This window comes from Citrobacter sp. KTE151 (assembly GCF_000398845.1).
In the GTDB taxonomy this organism is placed as follows: domain Bacteria; phylum Pseudomonadota; class Gammaproteobacteria; order Enterobacterales; family Enterobacteriaceae; genus Citrobacter; species Citrobacter braakii.
Genome location: NZ_KB976066.1, coordinates 110,532 through 129,227, shown reverse-complemented (window position 1 = coordinate 129,227; position 18,696 = coordinate 110,532). Strand labels below are relative to the sequence as shown.

12 protein-coding genes are annotated in these 18,696 nt (G+C 54.2%); 9 read left to right on the top strand and 3 right to left on the bottom strand.

The genetic code is table 11. The features are described 5' to 3' along the window. Positions 1 to 205: 205 nt before the first annotated feature. Positions 206 to 799, bottom strand: coding sequence for an NAAT family transporter YhgN (gene yhgN / locus WC7_RS03700; protein ID WP_003023480.1), 594 nt, complete (start codon positions 797 to 799; stop codon positions 206 to 208). Between the two features lie 191 nt (positions 800 to 990). Here yhgN and asd point away from each other — a divergent pair, with 191 nt between their 5' ends. The 6 genes from asd to glgP all read left to right on the top strand — a co-directional run bounded on the left by asd (position 991) and on the right by glgP (position 11,830). Next, a complete protein-coding gene (gene asd / locus WC7_RS03705; protein ID WP_016154818.1) occupies positions 991 to 2,097 on the top strand; it encodes an aspartate-semialdehyde dehydrogenase in 1,107 nt (368 codons plus the stop codon). Positions 2,098 to 2,461: 364 nt separating this feature from the next. Further along, positions 2,462 to 4,645, top strand: coding sequence for a 1,4-alpha-glucan branching enzyme (gene glgB, locus WC7_RS03710; protein WP_016154817.1), 2,184 nt, complete (start codon positions 2,462 to 2,464; stop codon positions 4,643 to 4,645). Then, positions 4,645 to 6,621, top strand: a complete 1,977-nt coding sequence (glgX, locus tag WC7_RS03715) for a glycogen debranching protein GlgX (RefSeq protein WP_016154816.1) — start codon at positions 4,645 to 4,647, stop codon at positions 6,619 to 6,621. The genes glgB and glgX overlap by 1 nt, the downstream gene beginning before the upstream one ends. Positions 6,622 to 6,634: 13 nt before the next feature. Then, entirely contained in the window at positions 6,635 to 7,930 is a 1,296-nt protein-coding gene (glgC, locus tag WC7_RS03720; RefSeq protein ID WP_016154815.1) for a glucose-1-phosphate adenylyltransferase, read from the top strand. Further along, positions 7,930 to 9,363: a glycogen synthase GlgA gene (glgA, locus tag WC7_RS03725; protein WP_016154814.1), complete on the top strand. Its 1,434-nt coding sequence runs from the start codon at positions 7,930 to 7,932 to the stop codon at positions 9,361 to 9,363. The genes glgC and glgA overlap by 1 nt, the downstream gene beginning before the upstream one ends. Before the next feature lie 19 nt (positions 9,364 to 9,382). Further along, positions 9,383 to 11,830 carry a glycogen phosphorylase gene (gene glgP / locus WC7_RS03730; protein WP_016154813.1) on the top strand — a complete coding sequence of 816 codons (2,448 nt, stop codon included), beginning with the start codon at positions 9,383 to 9,385 and terminating at the stop codon, positions 11,828 to 11,830. Between the two features lie 108 nt (positions 11,831 to 11,938). On the opposite strand, the gene glpD is transcribed toward glgP, so the two are convergent. Beyond that, positions 11,939 to 13,447: a glycerol-3-phosphate dehydrogenase gene (gene glpD, locus WC7_RS03735; protein ID WP_016154812.1), complete on the bottom strand. Its 1,509-nt coding sequence runs from the start codon at positions 13,445 to 13,447 to the stop codon at positions 11,939 to 11,941. A 198-nt stretch (positions 13,448 to 13,645) separates the two neighbouring features. Between glpD and glpE the strand changes: the two genes are divergently transcribed. The 3 genes from glpE to WC7_RS03750 all read left to right on the top strand — a co-directional run bounded on the left by glpE (position 13,646) and on the right by WC7_RS03750 (position 15,747). After that, entirely contained in the window at positions 13,646 to 13,972 is a 327-nt protein-coding gene (gene glpE, locus WC7_RS03740) for a thiosulfate sulfurtransferase GlpE (protein ID WP_003023495.1), read from the top strand. 170 nt (positions 13,973 to 14,142) lie between these two features. Beyond that, the gene (gene glpG / locus WC7_RS03745; RefSeq protein ID WP_016154811.1) at positions 14,143 to 14,973 is read left to right on the top strand and encodes a rhomboid family intramembrane serine protease GlpG; all 831 of its coding nucleotides are present in this window, start codon (positions 14,143 to 14,145) and stop codon (positions 14,971 to 14,973) included. 15 nt (positions 14,974 to 14,988) lie between these two features. Further along, positions 14,989 to 15,747: a DeoR/GlpR family transcriptional regulator gene (locus tag WC7_RS03750; protein WP_003023499.1), complete on the top strand. Its 759-nt coding sequence runs from the start codon at positions 14,989 to 14,991 to the stop codon at positions 15,745 to 15,747. 41 nt (positions 15,748 to 15,788) lie between these two features. Here WC7_RS03750 and malT read toward each other — a convergent pair whose 3' ends face one another. Further along, positions 15,789 to 18,494 (bottom strand): HTH-type transcriptional regulator MalT, encoded by a 2,706-nt coding sequence (gene malT / locus WC7_RS03755; protein ID WP_016154810.1) that lies wholly within the window; start codon positions 18,492 to 18,494, stop codon positions 15,789 to 15,791. Positions 18,495 to 18,696: the final 202 nt, after the last annotated feature.

The window sequence follows — 18,696 nt, the reverse complement described above, 5'->3', positions numbered from 1 at the left end:
ATGAAAGGATCAGCCTCAAAACAGGTATGAGCCCGGTGGAATACCGGGCATCAAGAGAAATGTAAAAAGTGTCCAGGTTATGGGGTTCAGTACAGCGTAGCCCCCTTAACACGTTCACTGGTGACGAGATCTCAGAGAAGTAATGAGCATAACGTGAACGGAACTGTTCTCCGGGTAACATGCTATCTGAGCCAAAAAGGAGAGATTACCCCTTCATCCACATCCTTACGCCGTCGAGGAACATCTGGGTAGCCATCATCACCAGAATCAGCCCCATCAGGCGCTCCAGTGCGTTAACCCCTTTCTCGCCCAGCAGACGCAAAAACAGCGACGACTGCAGCAAAATCACAAAAGTACCACCCCAGGCGATCAGCAGAGCAATCACCAGATGCCCCATCTGGTTCGGATACTGATGTGATAACAGCATTAATGAAGCCAGGATTGTTGGACCCGCTACCAGCGGAATCGCCAGTGGCACGATAAACGGCTCTTCGCCTGCCGGAAGCCCGGTGCTATTCCCGGTGGCGCTGGGGAAAATCATCTTAATGGCGATCAGGAACAAAATGATGCCCCCGGAGATCGAAACGGTTTCCGCGCGCAGGTTAAGAAATGCCAGTATTTTCTCGCCAGCAAACAGGAATATCAGCATCACCAACAGCGCAATAAACAGCTCGCGAATCATAATCGCGCGGCGGCGTTTTGGTTCGGTATGTTTCAATACGGACATGAAAATGGGCAGATTTCCGAGCGGGTCCATAATAAGGATCAATAAAACTGCCGCTGAAATAATTTCATTCATAACTCAAATTCCCTTACTATTACCGCGGACTTTCTGCTTGCTTGCGCAGCGAGATAAGTCGCATTACTGATGGCTTCGCTATCATTGATTAATTTCACTTGCGACTTTGGCTGCTTTTTGTATGGTGAAGGATAGGCCAGTAGGATACTGGTTAGCATACACAGCACACATCTCTGCAGGAAAAAAACGCTATGAAAAATGTTGGTTTTATCGGCTGGCGCGGTATGGTCGGCTCTGTTCTCATGCAACGCATGGTTGAGGAGCGTGACTTCGACGCCATTCGCCCTGTTTTCTTTTCTACTTCCCAGCTCGGGCAGGCGGCACCGACATTCGGTGGAACCACGACCGGCACGCTTCAGGACGCTTTTGATCTGGATGCGCTGAAGGCGCTCGATATCATCGTGACCTGTCAGGGCGGCGATTATACCAACGAAATCTATCCAAAGCTTCGTGAAAGCGGTTGGCAGGGTTACTGGATTGACGCGGCCTCTTCGCTGCGTATGAAAGACGATGCCATCATCATTCTCGATCCGGTTAACCAGGATGTCATCACTGACGGCCTGAACAAAGGTATTAAGACCTTTGTCGGCGGTAACTGTACCGTTAGCCTGATGCTGATGTCCCTCGGTGGCCTGTTTGCCAATGACCTGGTTGACTGGGTTTCCGTGGCGACCTATCAGGCGGCCTCTGGCGGCGGCGCGCGCCATATGCGCGAACTGCTGTCCCAGATGGGTCATCTGTATGGCCATGTGGCCGATGAACTGGCAACCCCTTCCTCTGCTATTCTCGATATCGAACGTAAAGTGACGACCCTGTCCCGCAGCGGTGAACTGCCGGTTGATAACTTTGGCGTACCGTTGGCCGGTAGCCTGATTCCGTGGATCGACAAACAACTTGATAACGGTCAGAGCCGCGAAGAGTGGAAGGGACAGGCTGAAACCAACAAAATTCTTAACACCTCTTCCGTGATCCCGGTTGATGGTCTGTGCGTGCGCGTAGGTGCGCTGCGCTGCCACAGCCAGGCGTTCACCATTAAACTGAAAAAAGATGTGTCTATTCCGACCGTGGAAGAACTGCTGGCAGCGCACAATCCGTGGGCCAAAGTCGTGCCAAACGATCGGGATATCACCATGCGTGAGTTAACCCCGGCGGCCGTTACCGGCACGCTGACCACGCCAGTAGGCCGTCTGCGTAAGCTGAATATGGGACCGGAGTTCCTGTCAGCCTTTACCGTGGGCGACCAGTTGCTGTGGGGTGCTGCGGAGCCATTGCGCCGTATGCTGCGTCAGTTGGCGTAATGTGGGACTGCCTGATGACGCCACGTTTATCAGGCCTACAAACGACGCGAACCACCTGGCCTGAGCAGTCAATACGGCTTTCCGGCAGAGTGATTGCGTGTTTTAACAATGGGTGCTGAGTCACCCATTTTTTTGCGTAATACAGGAGTAAGCGCAGATGTTTCATTTTTTACCAGGAGTAAGATAAAGCATTGGCTATTCTTTAAGGGTGACTTAGTACCGGAGGTATTAAGTTGTTGCCTGAAGGTGGGACGACGCAGAGAGGATGCACAATTGTGCTGCGCCGTTCAGGTCAAAAAAAGTGTCACTACCTGATGTCGAAGATCAGTTGGAAGGCGTGACACCATAAAACAGGATGACAACCATGTCCGTTCGTATCGATAGAGACGTGATTAATGCGCTAATTGCAGGCCATTTTGCGGATCCTTTTTCCGTACTCGGTATGCACCAAACTGACGCTGGACTTGAAGTCCGCGCCCTATTACCTGACGCCACCGAAGTGTGGGTGATCGAACCCAAAACCGGACGCAAAGTCGGCAAGCTGGACTGCCTCGACTCTCGCGGTTTTTTCTGTGCTGTACTTCCCCGCCGTAAAAATTTCTTTCGCTATCAGTTAGCTGTTGTCTGGCATGGACAGGAGAATCTGATTGATGACCCTTATCGTTTTGGCCCGCTGATCCAGGATATGGATGCCTGGCTGTTATCTGAAGGTACGCACCTGCGACCTTACGAAACGTTGGGCGCGCATGCGGATACCATGGATGGCGTAACCGGTACGCGCTTCTCCGTCTGGGCGCCTAACGCTCAACGCGTGTCAGTGGTTGGGCAGTTCAACTACTGGGATGGCCGTCGCCACCCGATGCGCCTGCGTAAAGAAAGCGGTATCTGGGAGCTGTTTATCCCCGGCGCGCAGCATGGTCAACTGTATAAATACGAGATGATCGATGCGAACGGTAAGCTGCGAATCAAAGCGGACCCTTACGCCTTCGAAGCGCAAATGCGCCCGGAAACCGCGTCGCTTATCTGCGGTCTGCCGGAAAAAGTGGTGCAAAGCGAGGAGCGAAAAAAAGCCAACCAGTTTGATGCGCCGATCTCTATCTATGAAGTGCACCTGGGCTCATGGCGTCGTCATACCGATAACAACTTCTGGCTGAGCTACCGCGAACTGGCGGATCAGCTGGTGCCTTACGTCAAGTGGATGGGCTTTACCCATCTCGAACTGTTGCCGATTAATGAGCATCCGTTCGACGGTAGCTGGGGCTACCAACCTACCGGTATGTATGCGCCGACCCGTCGTTTCGGGACGCGTGATGATTTCCGCTATTTTGTGAATGCCGCGCATCAGGCCGGACTGAACGTCATTCTCGACTGGGTGCCGGGCCATTTCCCGTCGGACGACTTTGGTCTGGCAGAGTTTGATGGCACCAATCTGTATGAGCATAGCGACCCGCGCGAAGGGTATCACCAGGACTGGAACACGCTGATCTACAACTACGGTCGCCGTGAAGTCAGTAACTATCTGGTAGGCAATGCCCTGTACTGGATTGAACGTTTTGGTATCGATGCGCTGCGCGTAGATGCCGTGGCGTCGATGATTTATCGCGACTACAGCCGTAAAGAAGGGGAGTGGGTCCCGAACGAATTTGGCGGTCGTGAAAACCTCGAAGCCATTGAGTTTTTACGTAATACCAACCGTATTCTTGGCGAGCAGGTGCCGGGGGCCGTGAGCATGGCGGAAGAGTCCACCGACTTTGCCGGCGTTTCAAGGCCGCAGGATATGGGCGGTTTAGGATTCTGGTATAAGTGGAACCTCGGCTGGATGCACGACACGCTGGACTACATGAAATTGGATCCGGTTCATCGTCAGTTCCATCACGATAAGCTGACCTTCGGCATGCTGTACAACTACACCGAAAACTTTGTCCTGCCGCTGTCGCACGATGAAGTGGTACACGGTAAAAAATCAATTCTCGATCGCATGCCGGGAGACGCATGGCAGAAGTTTGCCAACCTGCGCGCCTACTACGGCTGGATGTGGGCCTTCCCGGGCAAGAAACTGCTGTTTATGGGCAACGAGTTTGCTCAGGGGCGTGAATGGAATCACGACGCCAGCCTCGACTGGCATCTGCTGGAAGGCGGCGATAACTGGCACCACGGCGTACAGCGTTTGGTGCGCGATCTTAACCTTACCTATCGTCATCACAAAGCGCTGCACGAGCTGGATTTTGATGCCTATGGCTTCGAGTGGCTGGTGGTGGATGACAAAGAACGTTCGGTGCTGGCTTTCGTTCGTCGTGACAAAGTCGGTAATGAAATCATCGTTATCAGCAACTTTACGCCAGTACCTCGCCACGGCTATCGCTTCGGTATCAATCAGCCGGGCAAATGGCGCGAGATCCTCAATACCGACTCGATGCATTATCACGGTAGCAATACCGGTAACGGCGGCGCGGTGCACAGCGATGAAATCGCCAGTCATGGTCGTCAGCATTCACTGAGCCTGACGTTGCCACCGCTGGCAACGATCTGGCTGGTGCGGGAGGGATAATGACGCAACTGGCAACCGGCAACGCCACCCCCCATGGTGCAACGTATGACGGCCATGGCGTCAATTTCACCCTCTTTTCGGCCCACGCTGAACGCGTTGAATTATGCGTATTCGATGAGCAAGGCTGCGAACTCCGCTACGACCTGCCGGGGCGTAGCGGCGATGTCTGGCACGGCTATCTGGCCAACGCCCGTCCCGGTCTACGCTATGGCTATCGCGTACACGGTCCGTGGCAACCGCAGCAGGGCCACCGGTTTAATCCGGCGAAACTGCTGCTTGACCCTTGCGCGCGTCGGGTGGATGGCGAGTTAAAAGATAACCCACTGCTGCACGGTGGGCTGAATGAACCGGATCATCATGATAATGCCGCCATCGCGCTGAAGGGCGTGGTGGTGTCCGACCATTATGACTGGGAGGATGATGCCCCGCCGCGCACGCCGTGGGGCAATACCGTAATTTACGAAGCGCATGTCAAAGGGCTGACGTATTTGCATCCTGACCTGCCGGAAGAAATTCGCGGGACCTACAAAGCGCTGGGTCATCCGGTGATGCTCGACTATTTCAAGCGCCTCGGCATTACCGCGCTGGAGCTGTTACCGGTGGCGCATTTCGCCAGCGAACCGCGGCTTCAGCGGCTGGGCCTGTCAAACTACTGGGGCTACAACCCGGTGGCGATGTACGCGCTGCATCCGGCCTATGCCAGCTCGCCGGAGAGTGCGCTTGATGAGTTTCGCGACGCGGTAAAAGCGCTGCACAAAGCGGGTATTGAGGTCATTCTCGACATCGTTTTGAACCACAGCGCCGAGCTGGATCTCGAAGGACCTGTCTTCTCGCTGCGCGGAATTGATAACCGTAGCTATTATTGGATCAGAGATGATGGCGATTACTACAACTGGACCGGTTGTGGGAACACCATCAATCTGAGCCATCCTGGCGTTGTGGAATACGCATGCGAGTGTCTGCGCTACTGGGTTGAAACCTGCCATGTGGATGGTTTTCGTTTTGATTTGGCTTCCGTCATGGGGCGTACGCCTGAGTTTCGTCAGGATGCTCCGCTGTTTACCGCGATCCAAAACTGTCCGCTGCTCTCACGCGCCAAGCTGATTGCGGAACCGTGGGATATTGGTGAAGGCGGGTATCAGGTGGGGAATTTCCCCCCGCCGTTTGCCGAGTGGAATGACCATTTCCGCGATGCAACGCGACGTTTTTGGCTCCAGCGTAATCTTTCGTTGGGCGAGTTTGCCGGACGTTTTGCCGCATCCAGCGACGTGTTTAAACGCCCGGGCCGCAATCCCAGCGCCACGGTCAATCTGGTGACCGCGCATGACGGTTTTACGCTACGCGACTGCGTTTGCTTCACAAATAAGCACAATGAAGCGAATGGTGAGGAAAATCGCGACGGCACTAGCAATAACTACAGTGACAATCATGGTAAAGAAGGATTAGGCGGCTCGCTGGACCTGATTGAGCGGCGGCGCGACAGCATTCATGCGCTGTTAACCACGCTGTTGCTCTCCCAGGGGACGCCGATGCTGCTGGCGGGTGATGAGCATGGTCATAGCCAGCACGGTAATAATAACGCTTACTGCCAGGATAACGCCTTAACCTGGCTGGACTGGCAGCAGGCAAACAGTGGGCTAACCACATTTACCGCCGCGTTGATTCATCTGCGTCGTCAAATACCTGCATTAACAGGCGATTGCTGGTGGGAAGAGGGCGATGGCAATGTTCGTTGGCTGAATAAGTACGCACAACCCTTAAGTGCGGATGAGTGGCATAACGGCCCGAGGCAGATGCAAATCCTGCTTTCAGATCGTTTCCTGATTGCAATAAACGCCACGCTTGAGGTGACAGATATCGTTTTACCTGAAGGGGAATGGCACGCCATTCCCCCATTTGCCGGAGAGGATAATCCGGTGCTTACGGCGGTCTGGCAGGGACCTGCGCACGGACTGTGTGTGTTCCAGAGAAGATAAAAAGGAGTTAGTCATGGTAAGTTTAGAGAAGAACGATCGTGTAATGTTGGCGCGCCAGCTGCCATTAAAATCTGTTGCCCTGATCCTGGCCGGTGGCCGCGGTACTCGCCTGAAAGATTTAACCAATAAGCGTGCCAAGCCTGCCGTGCACTTTGGCGGTAAGTTCCGCATTATCGATTTTGCCTTATCCAACTGTCTTAATTCCGGGATCCGCCGTATCGGCGTGATCACTCAGTACCAGTCACACACGCTGGTGCAGCATATTCAGCGCGGCTGGTCGTTCTTTAGCGAAGAGATGAACGAGTTCGTCGATCTGCTGCCTGCCCAGCAGAGGATGCAGGGTGAAAACTGGTATCGCGGTACGGCGGATGCGGTGACCCAAAACCTGGACATCATTCGACGCTATAAAGCGGAATATGTGGTGATCCTCGCGGGCGATCATATTTATAAGCAGGACTACTCACGCATGCTGATCGACCACGTTGAGAAAGGTGCGCGTTGCACGGTGGCCTGTATGCCAGTGCCTATTGAAGAGGCCAGCGCGTTTGGCGTAATGGACGTGGACGACACCGATAAAATTATCGAGTTCGTTGAAAAACCTGCCAACCCGCCAGCGATGCCTAATGATCCGACCAAATCGCTTGCCAGTATGGGGATCTACATCTTCGACGCCGATTATCTGTATGAACTGCTGGCGGAAGATGACCTCGATGAAAAATCCAGTCACGATTTTGGCAAAGACATCATCCCGAAAATCACCGAAGCTGGCATGGCATATGCACATCCATTCCCATTGTCCTGCGTACAGTCTGACCCGGAATCCGAGCCGTACTGGCGCGATGTGGGAACGCTGGAAGCCTACTGGAAAGCAAACCTCGATCTGGCTTCGGTGACGCCTGAACTGGATATGTACGACCAGGACTGGCCAATCCGTACGCATATGGAATCACTGCCGCCGGCGAAATTTGTTCAGGACCGTTCCGGTAGCCACGGAATGACGCTGAACTCGCTGGTCTCCGGCGGCTGTATTATTTCTGGTTCGGTGGTAGTGCAGTCCGTTCTGTTCCCGCGAGTGCGGGTGAATTCATTCTGTAACATTGATTCGGCAGTGTTGTTACCTGAAGTGTGGGTGGGACGTTCGTGCCGCTTACGTCGTTGCATTATCGACCGCGCCTGCGTTATTCCTGAAGGCATGGTGATTGGTGAAAACGCGGAAGAAGATGCACGTCGTTTCTACCGTTCAGAGGAAGGTATTGTACTGGTCACGCGTGAAATGCTGCGCAAACTGCAGATCAAACAGGAGCGATAATGCAGGTTTTACACGTTTGTTCAGAGATGTTCCCTTTGTTAAAAACCGGGGGACTGGCGGATGTTATTGGGGCGTTACCCGCAGCGCAAATCGCGGACGGTGTGGATGCCCGCGTGCTGCTCCCGGCGTTTCCTGATATCCGTCGCGGCATTCCCGATGCGCAGGTAGTGACGCGTCGCGATACCTTCGCCGGACGTATTACGCTGTTGTTCGGGCATTTCAACGGTGTGGGCATTTACCTGATTGACGCGCCGCATCTCTATGACCGTCCCGGTAGCCCGTATCACGACACTAATCTGTTTGCGTATACCGATAACGTGCTGCGTTTTGCGCTGCTGGGCTGGGTCGGCAGTGAAATGGCCTGTGGCTTTGACCCATTCTGGCGCCCGGATGTGGTGCATGCGCACGACTGGCATGCCGGTCTGGCCCCGGCGTATCTGGCGGCGCGCGGCCATCCGGCGAAATCGGTGTTCACCGTGCACAACCTGGCGTATCAAGGCATGTTTTATGCAAAGCATATGGATGACATCCAATTGCCATGGTCGTTCTTTAACGTGCACGGACTGGAGTTTAACGGGCAGATTTCTTTCCTGAAGGCCGGGTTGTACTACGCCGACCACATTACGGCGGTCAGTCCGACCTACGCGCGGGAAATTACCGAGCCGCAGTTTGCCTACGGCATGGAAGGTCTGTTGCAGCAGCGTCATCGTGAAGGACGTCTTTCCGGTGTGCTGAACGGCGTTGATGAAAAAATCTGGAGCCCGGAAACCGATCTGCTGCTGGCATCGCGGTATACGCGTGAAACGCTGGAAGAGAAAGCGGAGAACAAACGCCAGCTACAGATCGCGATGGGACTTAAGGTTAACGACAAAGTGCCGTTATTTGCCGTAGTCAGCCGCCTGACCAGTCAGAAAGGGCTGGATCTGGTGCTGGAAGCGCTACCGGGGTTGTTAGAGCAGGGTGGACAGCTGGCATTGCTTGGTGCGGGCGATCCGGTTTTACAGGAAGGTTTCCTCGCCGCGGCGGCGGAACATCCTGGACAGGTGGGCGTACAGATTGGCTATCACGAAGCCTTCTCGCACCGCATCATGGGTGGGGCCGACGTTATATTGGTCCCCAGCCGTTTTGAGCCGTGTGGCTTAACGCAGTTGTATGGACTGAAGTACGGCACGCTGCCGCTGGTGCGGCGCACCGGTGGGCTGGCTGATACGGTCTCTGACAGTTCGCTGGAAAACCTGGCGGATGGTATCGCCAGTGGGTTTGTATTTGAAGATAGTAATGCCTGGTCGCTGCTACGCGCGATTCGGCGTGCTTTCGTATTGTGGTCCCGGCCTTCGCTGTGGCGGTTTGTACAACGTCAGGCCATGACCATGGATTTTAGCTGGCAAGTCGCGGCGAAGTCATACCGTGAGCTTTACTATCGTTTGAAATAGATATCCAGGAATCACCTATATGAATGCTCCATTTACTTATGCATCGCCCACACTCAGCGTAGAGGCACTTAAGCATTCTATCGCCTACAAGCTGATGTTCACGATTGGTAAAGACCCGGTCATTGCCAATAAACATGAGTGGCTGAACGCCACGTTGTTCGCGGTGCGCGATCGTCTCGTGGAGCGCTGGCTGCGTTCTAACCGTGCGCAATTATCCCAGGAAACTCGACAGGTTTATTATCTGTCAATGGAGTTTCTGATTGGCCGCACACTTTCCAATGCACTGTTATCGTTGGGTATTTATGACGATGTCAAAAATGCGCTGGAAGGTATGGGGTTGGATCTTGAAGATCTGATCGATGAAGAAAACGACCCTGGTCTTGGCAACGGTGGCCTCGGGCGCCTGGCGGCCTGCTTCCTGGACTCACTGGCTACGTTGGGTCTGCCGGGACGCGGCTACGGTATTCGTTATGACTACGGCATGTTCAAACAGAACATTGTTGATGGCCGACAGAAAGAGTCACCGGACTACTGGCTGGAATACGGTAACCCGTGGGAATTCAAACGCCACAATACGCGCTACAAAGTGCGCTTTGGCGGGCGTATTCAGCAGGAAGGCAAGAAAACGCGCTGGATAGAAACTGAAGAGATCCTCGCGGTAGCCTACGACCAAATTATTCCCGGTTATGACACAGACGCCACCAATACGCTGCGCTTGTGGAATGCCCAGGCCAGTAGCGAAATCAACCTCGGTAAATTTAACCAGGGCGACTACTTTGCGGCGGTGGAAGATAAAAACCACTCCGAGAACGTCTCCCGCGTGCTGTATCCGGATGACTCCACCTATTCCGGACGCGAGCTGCGTTTGCGCCAGGAGTATTTCCTGGTCTCCTCCACGGTGCAGGACATCCTGAACCGTCATTATCAGCTGCACAAAACCTACGACAACCTGGCAGATAAGATCGCCATTCACCTCAACGACACCCATCCGGTACTGTCGATTCCTGAGCTGATGCGTCTACTGATCGATGAGCACAAATTCAGTTGGGATAATGCGTTTGAGGTCTGCTGCCAGGTCTTCTCGTATACCAACCACACCTTGATGAGCGAAGCGCTGGAGACCTGGCCTGTCGATATGCTGGGCAAAATTCTGCCGCGCCATCTGCAAATCATCTTTGAGATTAACGACTACTTCCTGAAGACGTTGCAGGAACAGTATCCGAACGATACCAGTCTGCTGGGACGGACGTCGATTATCGATGAATCCAATGGCCGCCGGGTGCGTATGGCATGGCTCGCAGTGGTGGTGAGCCACAAGGTTAACGGCGTTTCTGAGCTGCACTCCAACCTGATGGTGCAGTCGCTGTTTGCTGACTTTGCGAAGATTTTCCCGACTCGCTTCTGTAACGTCACCAACGGCGTGACGCCGCGCCGCTGGCTGGCGCTGGCTAACCCATCGCTCTCTGAGGTACTGGATGAGAACATTGGCCGCACCTGGCGAACCGATCTCAGCCAGCTAAGCGAGCTTGAACAGCACTGCGATTACCCGCTGGTAAATCAGGCGGTGCGCCGTGCGAAACTGGAGAATAAAAAACGTCTGGCAACGCTCATTGCCCAGCAGCTTAACGTGGTGGTGAACCCGAAATCGCTGTTTGATGTGCAGATCAAGCGTATTCACGAATACAAACGCCAGTTGATGAACGTGCTGCATGTGATCACCCGCTACAACCGCATTAAGGCCGATCCTGACGCCGAGTGGGTGCCGCGTGTGAATATCTTCGCCGGTAAAGCGGCTTCGGCCTATTATATGGCGAAGCACATCATTCACCTGATCAACGACGTCGCGAAAGTGATCAACAACGATCCGCAAATTGGTGACAAGCTGAAAGTGGTGTTTATTCCTAACTACAGCGTCAGCCTGGCGCAGGTGATTATTCCTGCTGCCGACCTGTCTGAGCAGATTTCGCTGGCCGGGACCGAAGCCTCTGGTACCAGTAATATGAAGTTTGCCCTCAACGGCGCGCTGACCATTGGGACGCTGGACGGTGCCAACGTCGAGATGCTGGAGCATGTGGGCGCAGAAAATATCTTTATCTTTGGTAATACGGCGGAAGAGGTCGAAGCCTTACGCAGCCAGGGCTACAAGCCGCGTGAGTATTACGAGAAAGACGAAGAGCTGCACCAGGTGCTGACGCAGATTGGCAGCGGTGTATTCAGCCCTGAGGAGCCGGGGCGCTATCGTGACCTGGTTGACTCGCTGATCAACTTTGGCGACCACTATCAGGTTCTGGCGGATTATCGCAGCTACGTTGACTGCCAGGATAAGGTTGACGAACTGTATCGCCACCCGGAAGAGTGGACCACCAAGTCGATGATTAATATCGCCAACATGGGCTACTTCTCGTCGGACAGGACGATCAAAGAGTACGCCGAAAACATCTGGCATATCGACTCGGTGCGGTTGTAACAAGGGCAGGACGATCTGTAGGCCGGATGGATAAGGCGTTAGTTGCCATCCAGCAAAAGGCCCGGTAGCGCTGACGCTTACCGGGCCTACAGTTTTATATCGAGTGTCTTAAGACGCCAGCGACAGCTGCTGTTTCTCAATGTACTCTGCCAGCCACTGGGTCATGCGCGACTGCTGTTCAGCGTTCAGCCACATACCTTCTTTCGTGCGACGCCACAGCGCATCTTCCGCACGGCGCACCCATTCGTGATCGACCAGATATTTCAGCTCGGCCTCATAGAACTCATGGCCGAAGTCTTCACCTAACTCGGCAAGCGAGGTGGCTTCCCCGATAATCCATTCGGTGTTACTGCCGTAGGTGCGCGAATAATGGCGCGCCAGCGACTCGGTCAGGAACGGGTAGCGACGGCGCAGTTTGGCCGCGTAATCTTCACGATCGCCGCCGATGTCACCGCCTGGCAGAATGCACTCTTTTGTCCACGCCGGACCGATTCCCTGATAGTACGACGCCAGTTTTTCCATCGCGTGTTCGGCCAGCTTACGATAGGTCGTCAGCTTACCACCAAAGACCGACAGCAGCGGCGCTTTGCCGTTTTCGTCGTGGATATCCAACGTGTAATCACGGGTGATAGCCTGCGGCGAGTCGGACTCGTCATCGCACAGCGGACGTACGCCCGAGTAGGTCCAGACGATATCGTCACGGCCCAGTTGTTTCTTAAAGTGCGCGTTGTAGACCTTCAGCAGGTAATTGATTTCACTCTCATCAATTTTTACCGCTTTCGGATCGCCTTTGTATTCGACGTCAGTCGTCCCGATGATCGAGAATTCGTCCATCCATGGGATGACAAACACAATACGTTTATCTTCGTTTTGCAGAATATAAGCTTGCTTCTGGGTATGGACGCGCGGCACCACGATGTGGCTGCCTTTAATCAGACGAATACCGTACGGCGATGGCAGATGCATGCCGTCGTCGAAGAACTCTTTCACCCATGGGCCGGTGGCATTGACCAGACCACGCGCCTGCCAGGTGTGCTTTTTACCGGTATCGATATCTTCAGCTTCAACAATCCACAAACCGTTTTCACGGCGAGCGGAGGTAGCGCGAGTGCGGGTTAACACCTCTCCGCCTTTGCGTACGACCATTTGGGCGTTTGCCAAAACCAGTCGCGCATCGTCTACCCAGCAGTCGGAATATTCGAAACCGCGCACAATCTCAGGTTTCATTACGGAATCTGCGCCAAAACGCAAACCGGTCGAACTCGGCAAACTGGTGCGTTTGCCCAGATGATCGTACATAAACAGACCAATGCGGATCATCCACGCTGGACGCAGGTGCGGGCGATGGGGCAGACGAAAGCGCATCGGGAAGGCGATATGTGGTGCCATTTTCAACAACACCTCACGTTCGGCCAGCGCTTCGCTCACCAGGCGAAATTCGTAGTGTTCCAGGTAGCGCAGGCCACCGTGGATGAGTTTGGAGCTAGCGGAAGAGGTGGCACAGGCTAAATCCTGCGCTTCCAGCATCAGCACGGATAAACCGCGTCCAGCGGCATCTGCCGCGATACCGGCACCGTTGATGCCTCCACCTATCACAATCAGATCTTTGGTTTCCATGCTGGCCTCTCGCACTTTCGTTATAGCTCATTAATGTTCGTTATCGAGCATAATAGCAAAGAATCGCGCCATTGGTAACATCGGATAAACAATTTACAGTGATACATATAACATTATGGCGTTTAACTGCCGTCGGGACGTACACTAAGAAGTAACATGTCTGAAAAGCGTCACCTGCAATATAAAGAAGAGAGAGCAATGGATCAGTTTGAATGTATTAATGTCGAAGAAGCGCATCAGAAGCTGCACCAGGGGGCTGCGGTGTTAGTGGATATCCGCGACCCGCAAAGCTATGCGATGGGTCACGCCCCACAGGCGTTTCATCTGACGAACGACACGCTGGGGTCATTTATGCGCGAGCATGATTTCGACACCGCCGTGTTAGTAATGTGTTATCACGGCAACAGCAGTAAAGGCGCGGCGCAATATCTTCTTCAGCAGGGCTATGACGCGGTTTACAGTGTTGACGGCGGCTTCGACGCCTGGCATCGACATTTTCCGGCAGAAGTGGCATACGGTTCGTAAGACTATACCCAAATTAATTCGAGTTGCATCGCGATGGCGACGCAGCAAATCTCCGGGCGCGTACGAACAGTACGTGACCGGAGTGAGTGAGGAAAGCCAACAAAGATGCAGCTCGAAGTAAGAAGGGTATATATACTGTCCTCTTTTGTGTGGAATAAGCGACAGCAACCATGTTGATGATTACCTCTTTTGCTAACCCCCGCGTGGCGCAGGCATTTGTTGATTATATGGCGACACAGGGCGTTATCCTGACGATTCAACAACATCAGCAAACGGATGTCTGGCTGGCGGATGAGTCCCAGGCTGAGCGCGTGCATGCTGAGCTGGCGCGGTTTCTGGAGAATCCAGGCGATCCGCGTTACCTCGCGGCAAGCTGGCAGTCGGGTCATACCGACAGCGGTCTGCGCTATCAGCGTTATCCGTTCCTGGCAACATTGCGCGAACGCGCAGGCCCGGTAACCTGGGTGGTGATGGCCGCGTGTGTGCTGGTGTTTATCGCGATGAACACGCTGGGCGACCAGACAGTGATGCTCTGGCTGGCATGGCCGTTTGACCCTTCGCTGAAATTTGAATTCTGGCGTTATTTCACCCACGCTTTTATGCACTTCTCGCTGATGCATATTCTGTTCAACCTGCTGTGGTGGTGGTATCTCGGCGGTGCGGTAGAAAAGCGTCTGGGCAGCGGAAAACTGATTGTAATTACCGTGATCAGCGCCCTGCTAAGCGGCTACGTTCAGCAGAAATTTAGCGGCCCGTGGTTTGGTGGGCTGTCTGGCGTGGTATATGCGCTGATGGGTTATGTGTGGTTGCGCGGCGAGCGCGATCCACAAAGTGGTATTTTCCTGCAGCGTGGTTTGATTATCTTTGCTTTGATCTGGATTGTTGCCGGCTGGTTTGATGTGTTCGGCATGTCGATGGCGAACGGCGCACATATCGCCGGGCTGGCCGTGGGTCTGGCAATGGCGTTTGCCGATACTATGAATGTACGAAAACGAACGTAATTTCAGGGAACAATAATGAAGCAAACACAACGACATGACGCGATCATCGAGCTGGTAAAGAAACAGGGATACGTCAGTACTGAGGAGCTGGTGGAGCATTTCTCCGTCAGCCCGCAGACGATTCGCCGCGATCTTAACGATCTGGCCGATCAGAACATGATTTTGCGCCATCACGGTGGCGCGGCGCTGCCCTCTAGCTCGGTCAACACCCCGTGGCATGACCGTAAAGCGACGCAGACGGCGGAAAAAGAGCGCATTGCCCGCAAAGTTGCCACGCAGATCCCGAACGGTTCTACGTTGTTCATTGATATCGGCACCACGCCGGAAGCGGTGGCTCACGCGCTGCTCAATCACAGCAATTTACGCATTGTGACCAACAACCTCAATGTGGCGAATACGCTGATGGCGAAAGAGGATTTCCGCATCATACTCGCCGGTGGCGAACTGCGTAGCCGCGACGGCGGTATTATGGGCGAAGCGACCCTCGACTTTATTTCTCAGTTCCGCCTGGACTTCGGCATCTTAGGGATTAGCGGTATCGATAGCGATGGCTCCCTGCTGGAGTTTGATTATCACGAAGTTCGCACCAAGCGCGCGATTATTGAGAATTCACGGCATGTGATGCTGGTGGTGGATCACTCGAAGTTTGGGCGTAACGCGATGGTGAATATGGGCAGTATCAGCATGGTGGATGCGGTGTATACCGACACGCTGCCGCCAGCTGGCGTGATGCAGGTTATTGCGGACCATCATATTCAGTTAGAGCTGTGCTAAGTTAATTCCAGGCCTGATAAGCGTAGCGTATCAGGCATTAACTAAACCCCATACCCCATCATTTTCAGCAGTTTCTGCGCATGTTGCACCGCATCCTGGCGGTGTGCGACGCCGAGCTTTTGATACAAATTGCGGATGTGCGTCTTGATGGTCGTTGCCGCGACGGCCAATTCTCCGGCGATCTGCTCGTTGCTGTAGCCCGAATAAATCAGTCCCAGAACCTGCCATTCGCGCTGGGTCAGCGGGCTGGTGCGGATAAGCTCCGGTACTTCCGGGTGAGTAAGCAGACGCTCAACGAATCCTTCATCGAAGTGGGCGAATTTATGGCGGTGATGCTGGTTAATCTCACGCAAAATGCGCTGGGCGCGGTGCTGATCGAGTTCCGGTAAGGTATTGAGCTGAATCAGCTGACGCAGTTGCTGCGCCATGGCCTCACCTTCAATGACAAAGTGACTGATAAATCCGGTGCGGTTCGCCAGCTGCAGCGCGTCGAGTAACACGCGCTGTGCGTCATTTTTGCGTCCTGCCTGCCAGTAGAGCTGATTAAGCAGCAGCAGGTTACGGTTCAGATCGCTCATCAGGCGCAGATTGCGCGCATTTTCATTCAACTCTTCCAGCACAATCTCAGCCGGTTCAAACTCGCCCAGCAGGATCTGCGCGCGGGCGATGTTGCGCCACTGGCTTTGCAGGAAGTGGTTATTGGCGAATTCCGGTTTCGGCGTGTGGCGCAGCCAGTTGGCGGCCGAATTTTTGTCGCCCACCATTTGCCAGTAAATCACCCGTACCTTATCGGCGTTCGAGATCCAGTCACTGTGATAGTGACCGTTACCCAGCAGGTTTTCCAGGCGGTTGAGCAGGCTACGCGCATTGTCCAGATCCCCCCGGGCCAGCGAACATTGAATCAACAGCGCCAGGCACTGTAGCTGTTGCTGCGGCTGGAATGTGGAAAGCAGTTCAATACCCGCGCGGGCAGACGCTTCCGATTCGTCCAGGCGCGCCCATGCCCACAGCAGCTGCGCGCGAATACGCACCAGGAACTCGTGCATCGGCAACTGTTCCAGATGCTGCTCTTTGATCAACTGAAACGCTTTTTCCTGAGTCTCCCAGGCGGCCTGTAAAAAGCCCTGGGCAAACAAAATTTCGCTTTGCTGGATTAAACTCCACAGCGCGTAATGCCAGACGTCATGGTGGCGCGCCATTTGCTCGGTTTGCTGCATTAACGCCAGAGAACGCGTGAGATCGCCCTTGCAGTGCAGGACTTCACCATGTACCGAGGTGGCGACGATACGGCTATAGAACCAGGCGATGGGTAACTCATCCAGCGCCAGCTTTGCCAGGCGCTCGGCTTCGTCAGGATTGCCGTCGTTAATCGCGACCTGCGCACGCAGGGCGTTAAATTCGGCGTGCAGCGTCGGTTCCATGTCGCCTTTCATTTCCTGCTCAGCGCGCGCCAGCAGGGTATTAACCTCGCCGTAGCGGTGCTGGCTTTGCATCAGCCAGGCTTGCAGCAGAACCAGACGCGGATTTTCCAGCAGACTTTCCCACGGCAGGGCTTTCAGCGACTCTTCCAGTAATGTCAGTTCGCTGTGGTTAAACAGTCCCCACGCATGGTTAAGCAGGATATCGCGCAGCATATGGGCGTCGCCGGCCGCCAGCGCGTGGTGGATAGCTTCGCTGGGGAAGCCTTGCGCCATCCAGCTTTCAGCGGCGGCGCGGTGTATTTCGGGCAGTTCGCTTGCCAGCTCCCACTGACAGCGCTGGCGTAAAAAGCTGCCAAACAGCGGGTGATAGCTGAACCACTCCCCGACGTCATCCATCCGCTGCAAGAATAATCCCTGGCGCTCAATCTCCTCCAGCCGCATCTGGCCGTTTTCTTCCCCGGTGACCCGGACGATCAGTGCGTCGTTCATTGAGCGCAGAATGGCGCTTTTCAGCAGGAAGTGACGGGTGCCGAGGTCGACGCTGTCCAGCACTTCATCAACCAGATAATCGGACAGATGGCTGGCGTTGATCCCGGCGAGGCGGCGTGCGGACTGGTGCGCAGAATGGTTGTTCTGGCGGGCGGAGAGGGCAATCAGCTGTAACGCCGTGGCCCAGCCAGCAACGTCATCGCACATCCGGCTGCTTTCTGCCGCTTCGATAGGTGAGGACAAACGTCGATCGAAAAATTGTTTGGCTTCCTGGTGGTTAAACGCCAGCTGTTGGCTGCCTATCTCCAGCAACTGATCGCGTACTCGCAGGTTGGCAATACCCAACTGCGGCAGGTTGCGCGACAGCACGACCAGCGTGAGGTTCTCAGGCTGATGACGCAGGAAGAAACGCATCGCTTCGTGAATTGCCGGATTGGAGATGAGATGATAATCATCCACTACCAGGTAGAGCGGGCGATGCCACTCGGCCAGTTCAATAAATAGCTGCGCAAACAGTGACGTCAGGCTGGCGTATTGGCGCTTTTGCACCATCGCTTCGCTGGTGGTGCAGTGTCCACCGGTTGCCTGCTGGATAGCGGCGATCAGATAGCTGGCAAAGCGCTCTTGCTGATTATCGCCTTCATCCAGAGAGTACCAGCCTAAGTCGTTCTTCCCCGCTGCCCATTGTGAAACCAACGTCGTTTTTCCATAACCAGCAGGACTTGTTATCAGGGCAAGCCTGAAATTGTTCGCGCCGGAAAGTTTAGCCAACAGGCGCTCACGAACCACCGTATGGTCGAGTCGAACCGGACGACTTAATTTAGACGGAATCAACATAAGTTAGTCACTTCACTGTGTGAAAATGGGGAAAAATGATTTTTTTTGCGCTTCGTAATTAATAGATATAAGGTCGGCCAGATTAGTGTTTTATGCAAGCTAAGCGGACTTTTTGTGTGTCTGATTTTGCACTATGTCACAAATCTATACATCTATTACATTAATTGCTTTAAAGAGTCACAACAGGCGTGGCGACTGGATC

What these genes read in the sequence shown, in the direction of transcription:
- yhgN (WP_003023480.1), bottom strand. Translation starts at nt 799, where the DNA reads ATGAATGAAATTATTTCAGCGGCAGTTTTATTGATCCTTATTATGGAC.
- asd (WP_016154818.1), top strand. Translation starts at nt 991, where the DNA reads ATGAAAAATGTTGGTTTTATCGGCTGGCGCGGTATGGTCGGCTCTGTT.
- glgB (WP_016154817.1), top strand. Translation starts at nt 2,462, where the DNA reads ATGTCCGTTCGTATCGATAGAGACGTGATTAATGCGCTAATTGCAGGC.
- glgX (WP_016154816.1), top strand. Translation starts at nt 4,645, where the DNA reads ATGACGCAACTGGCAACCGGCAACGCCACCCCCCATGGTGCAACGTAT.
- glgC (WP_016154815.1), top strand. Translation starts at nt 6,635, where the DNA reads ATGGTAAGTTTAGAGAAGAACGATCGTGTAATGTTGGCGCGCCAGCTG.
- glgA (WP_016154814.1), top strand. Translation starts at nt 7,930, where the DNA reads ATGCAGGTTTTACACGTTTGTTCAGAGATGTTCCCTTTGTTAAAAACC.
- glgP (WP_016154813.1), top strand. Translation starts at nt 9,383, where the DNA reads ATGAATGCTCCATTTACTTATGCATCGCCCACACTCAGCGTAGAGGCA.
- glpD (WP_016154812.1), bottom strand. Translation starts at nt 13,447, where the DNA reads ATGGAAACCAAAGATCTGATTGTGATAGGTGGAGGCATCAACGGTGCC.
- glpE (WP_003023495.1), top strand. Translation starts at nt 13,646, where the DNA reads ATGGATCAGTTTGAATGTATTAATGTCGAAGAAGCGCATCAGAAGCTG.
- glpG (WP_016154811.1), top strand. Translation starts at nt 14,143, where the DNA reads ATGTTGATGATTACCTCTTTTGCTAACCCCCGCGTGGCGCAGGCATTT.
- WC7_RS03750 (WP_003023499.1), top strand. Translation starts at nt 14,989, where the DNA reads ATGAAGCAAACACAACGACATGACGCGATCATCGAGCTGGTAAAGAAA.
- malT (WP_016154810.1), bottom strand. Translation starts at nt 18,494, where the DNA reads ATGTTGATTCCGTCTAAATTAAGTCGTCCGGTTCGACTCGACCATACG.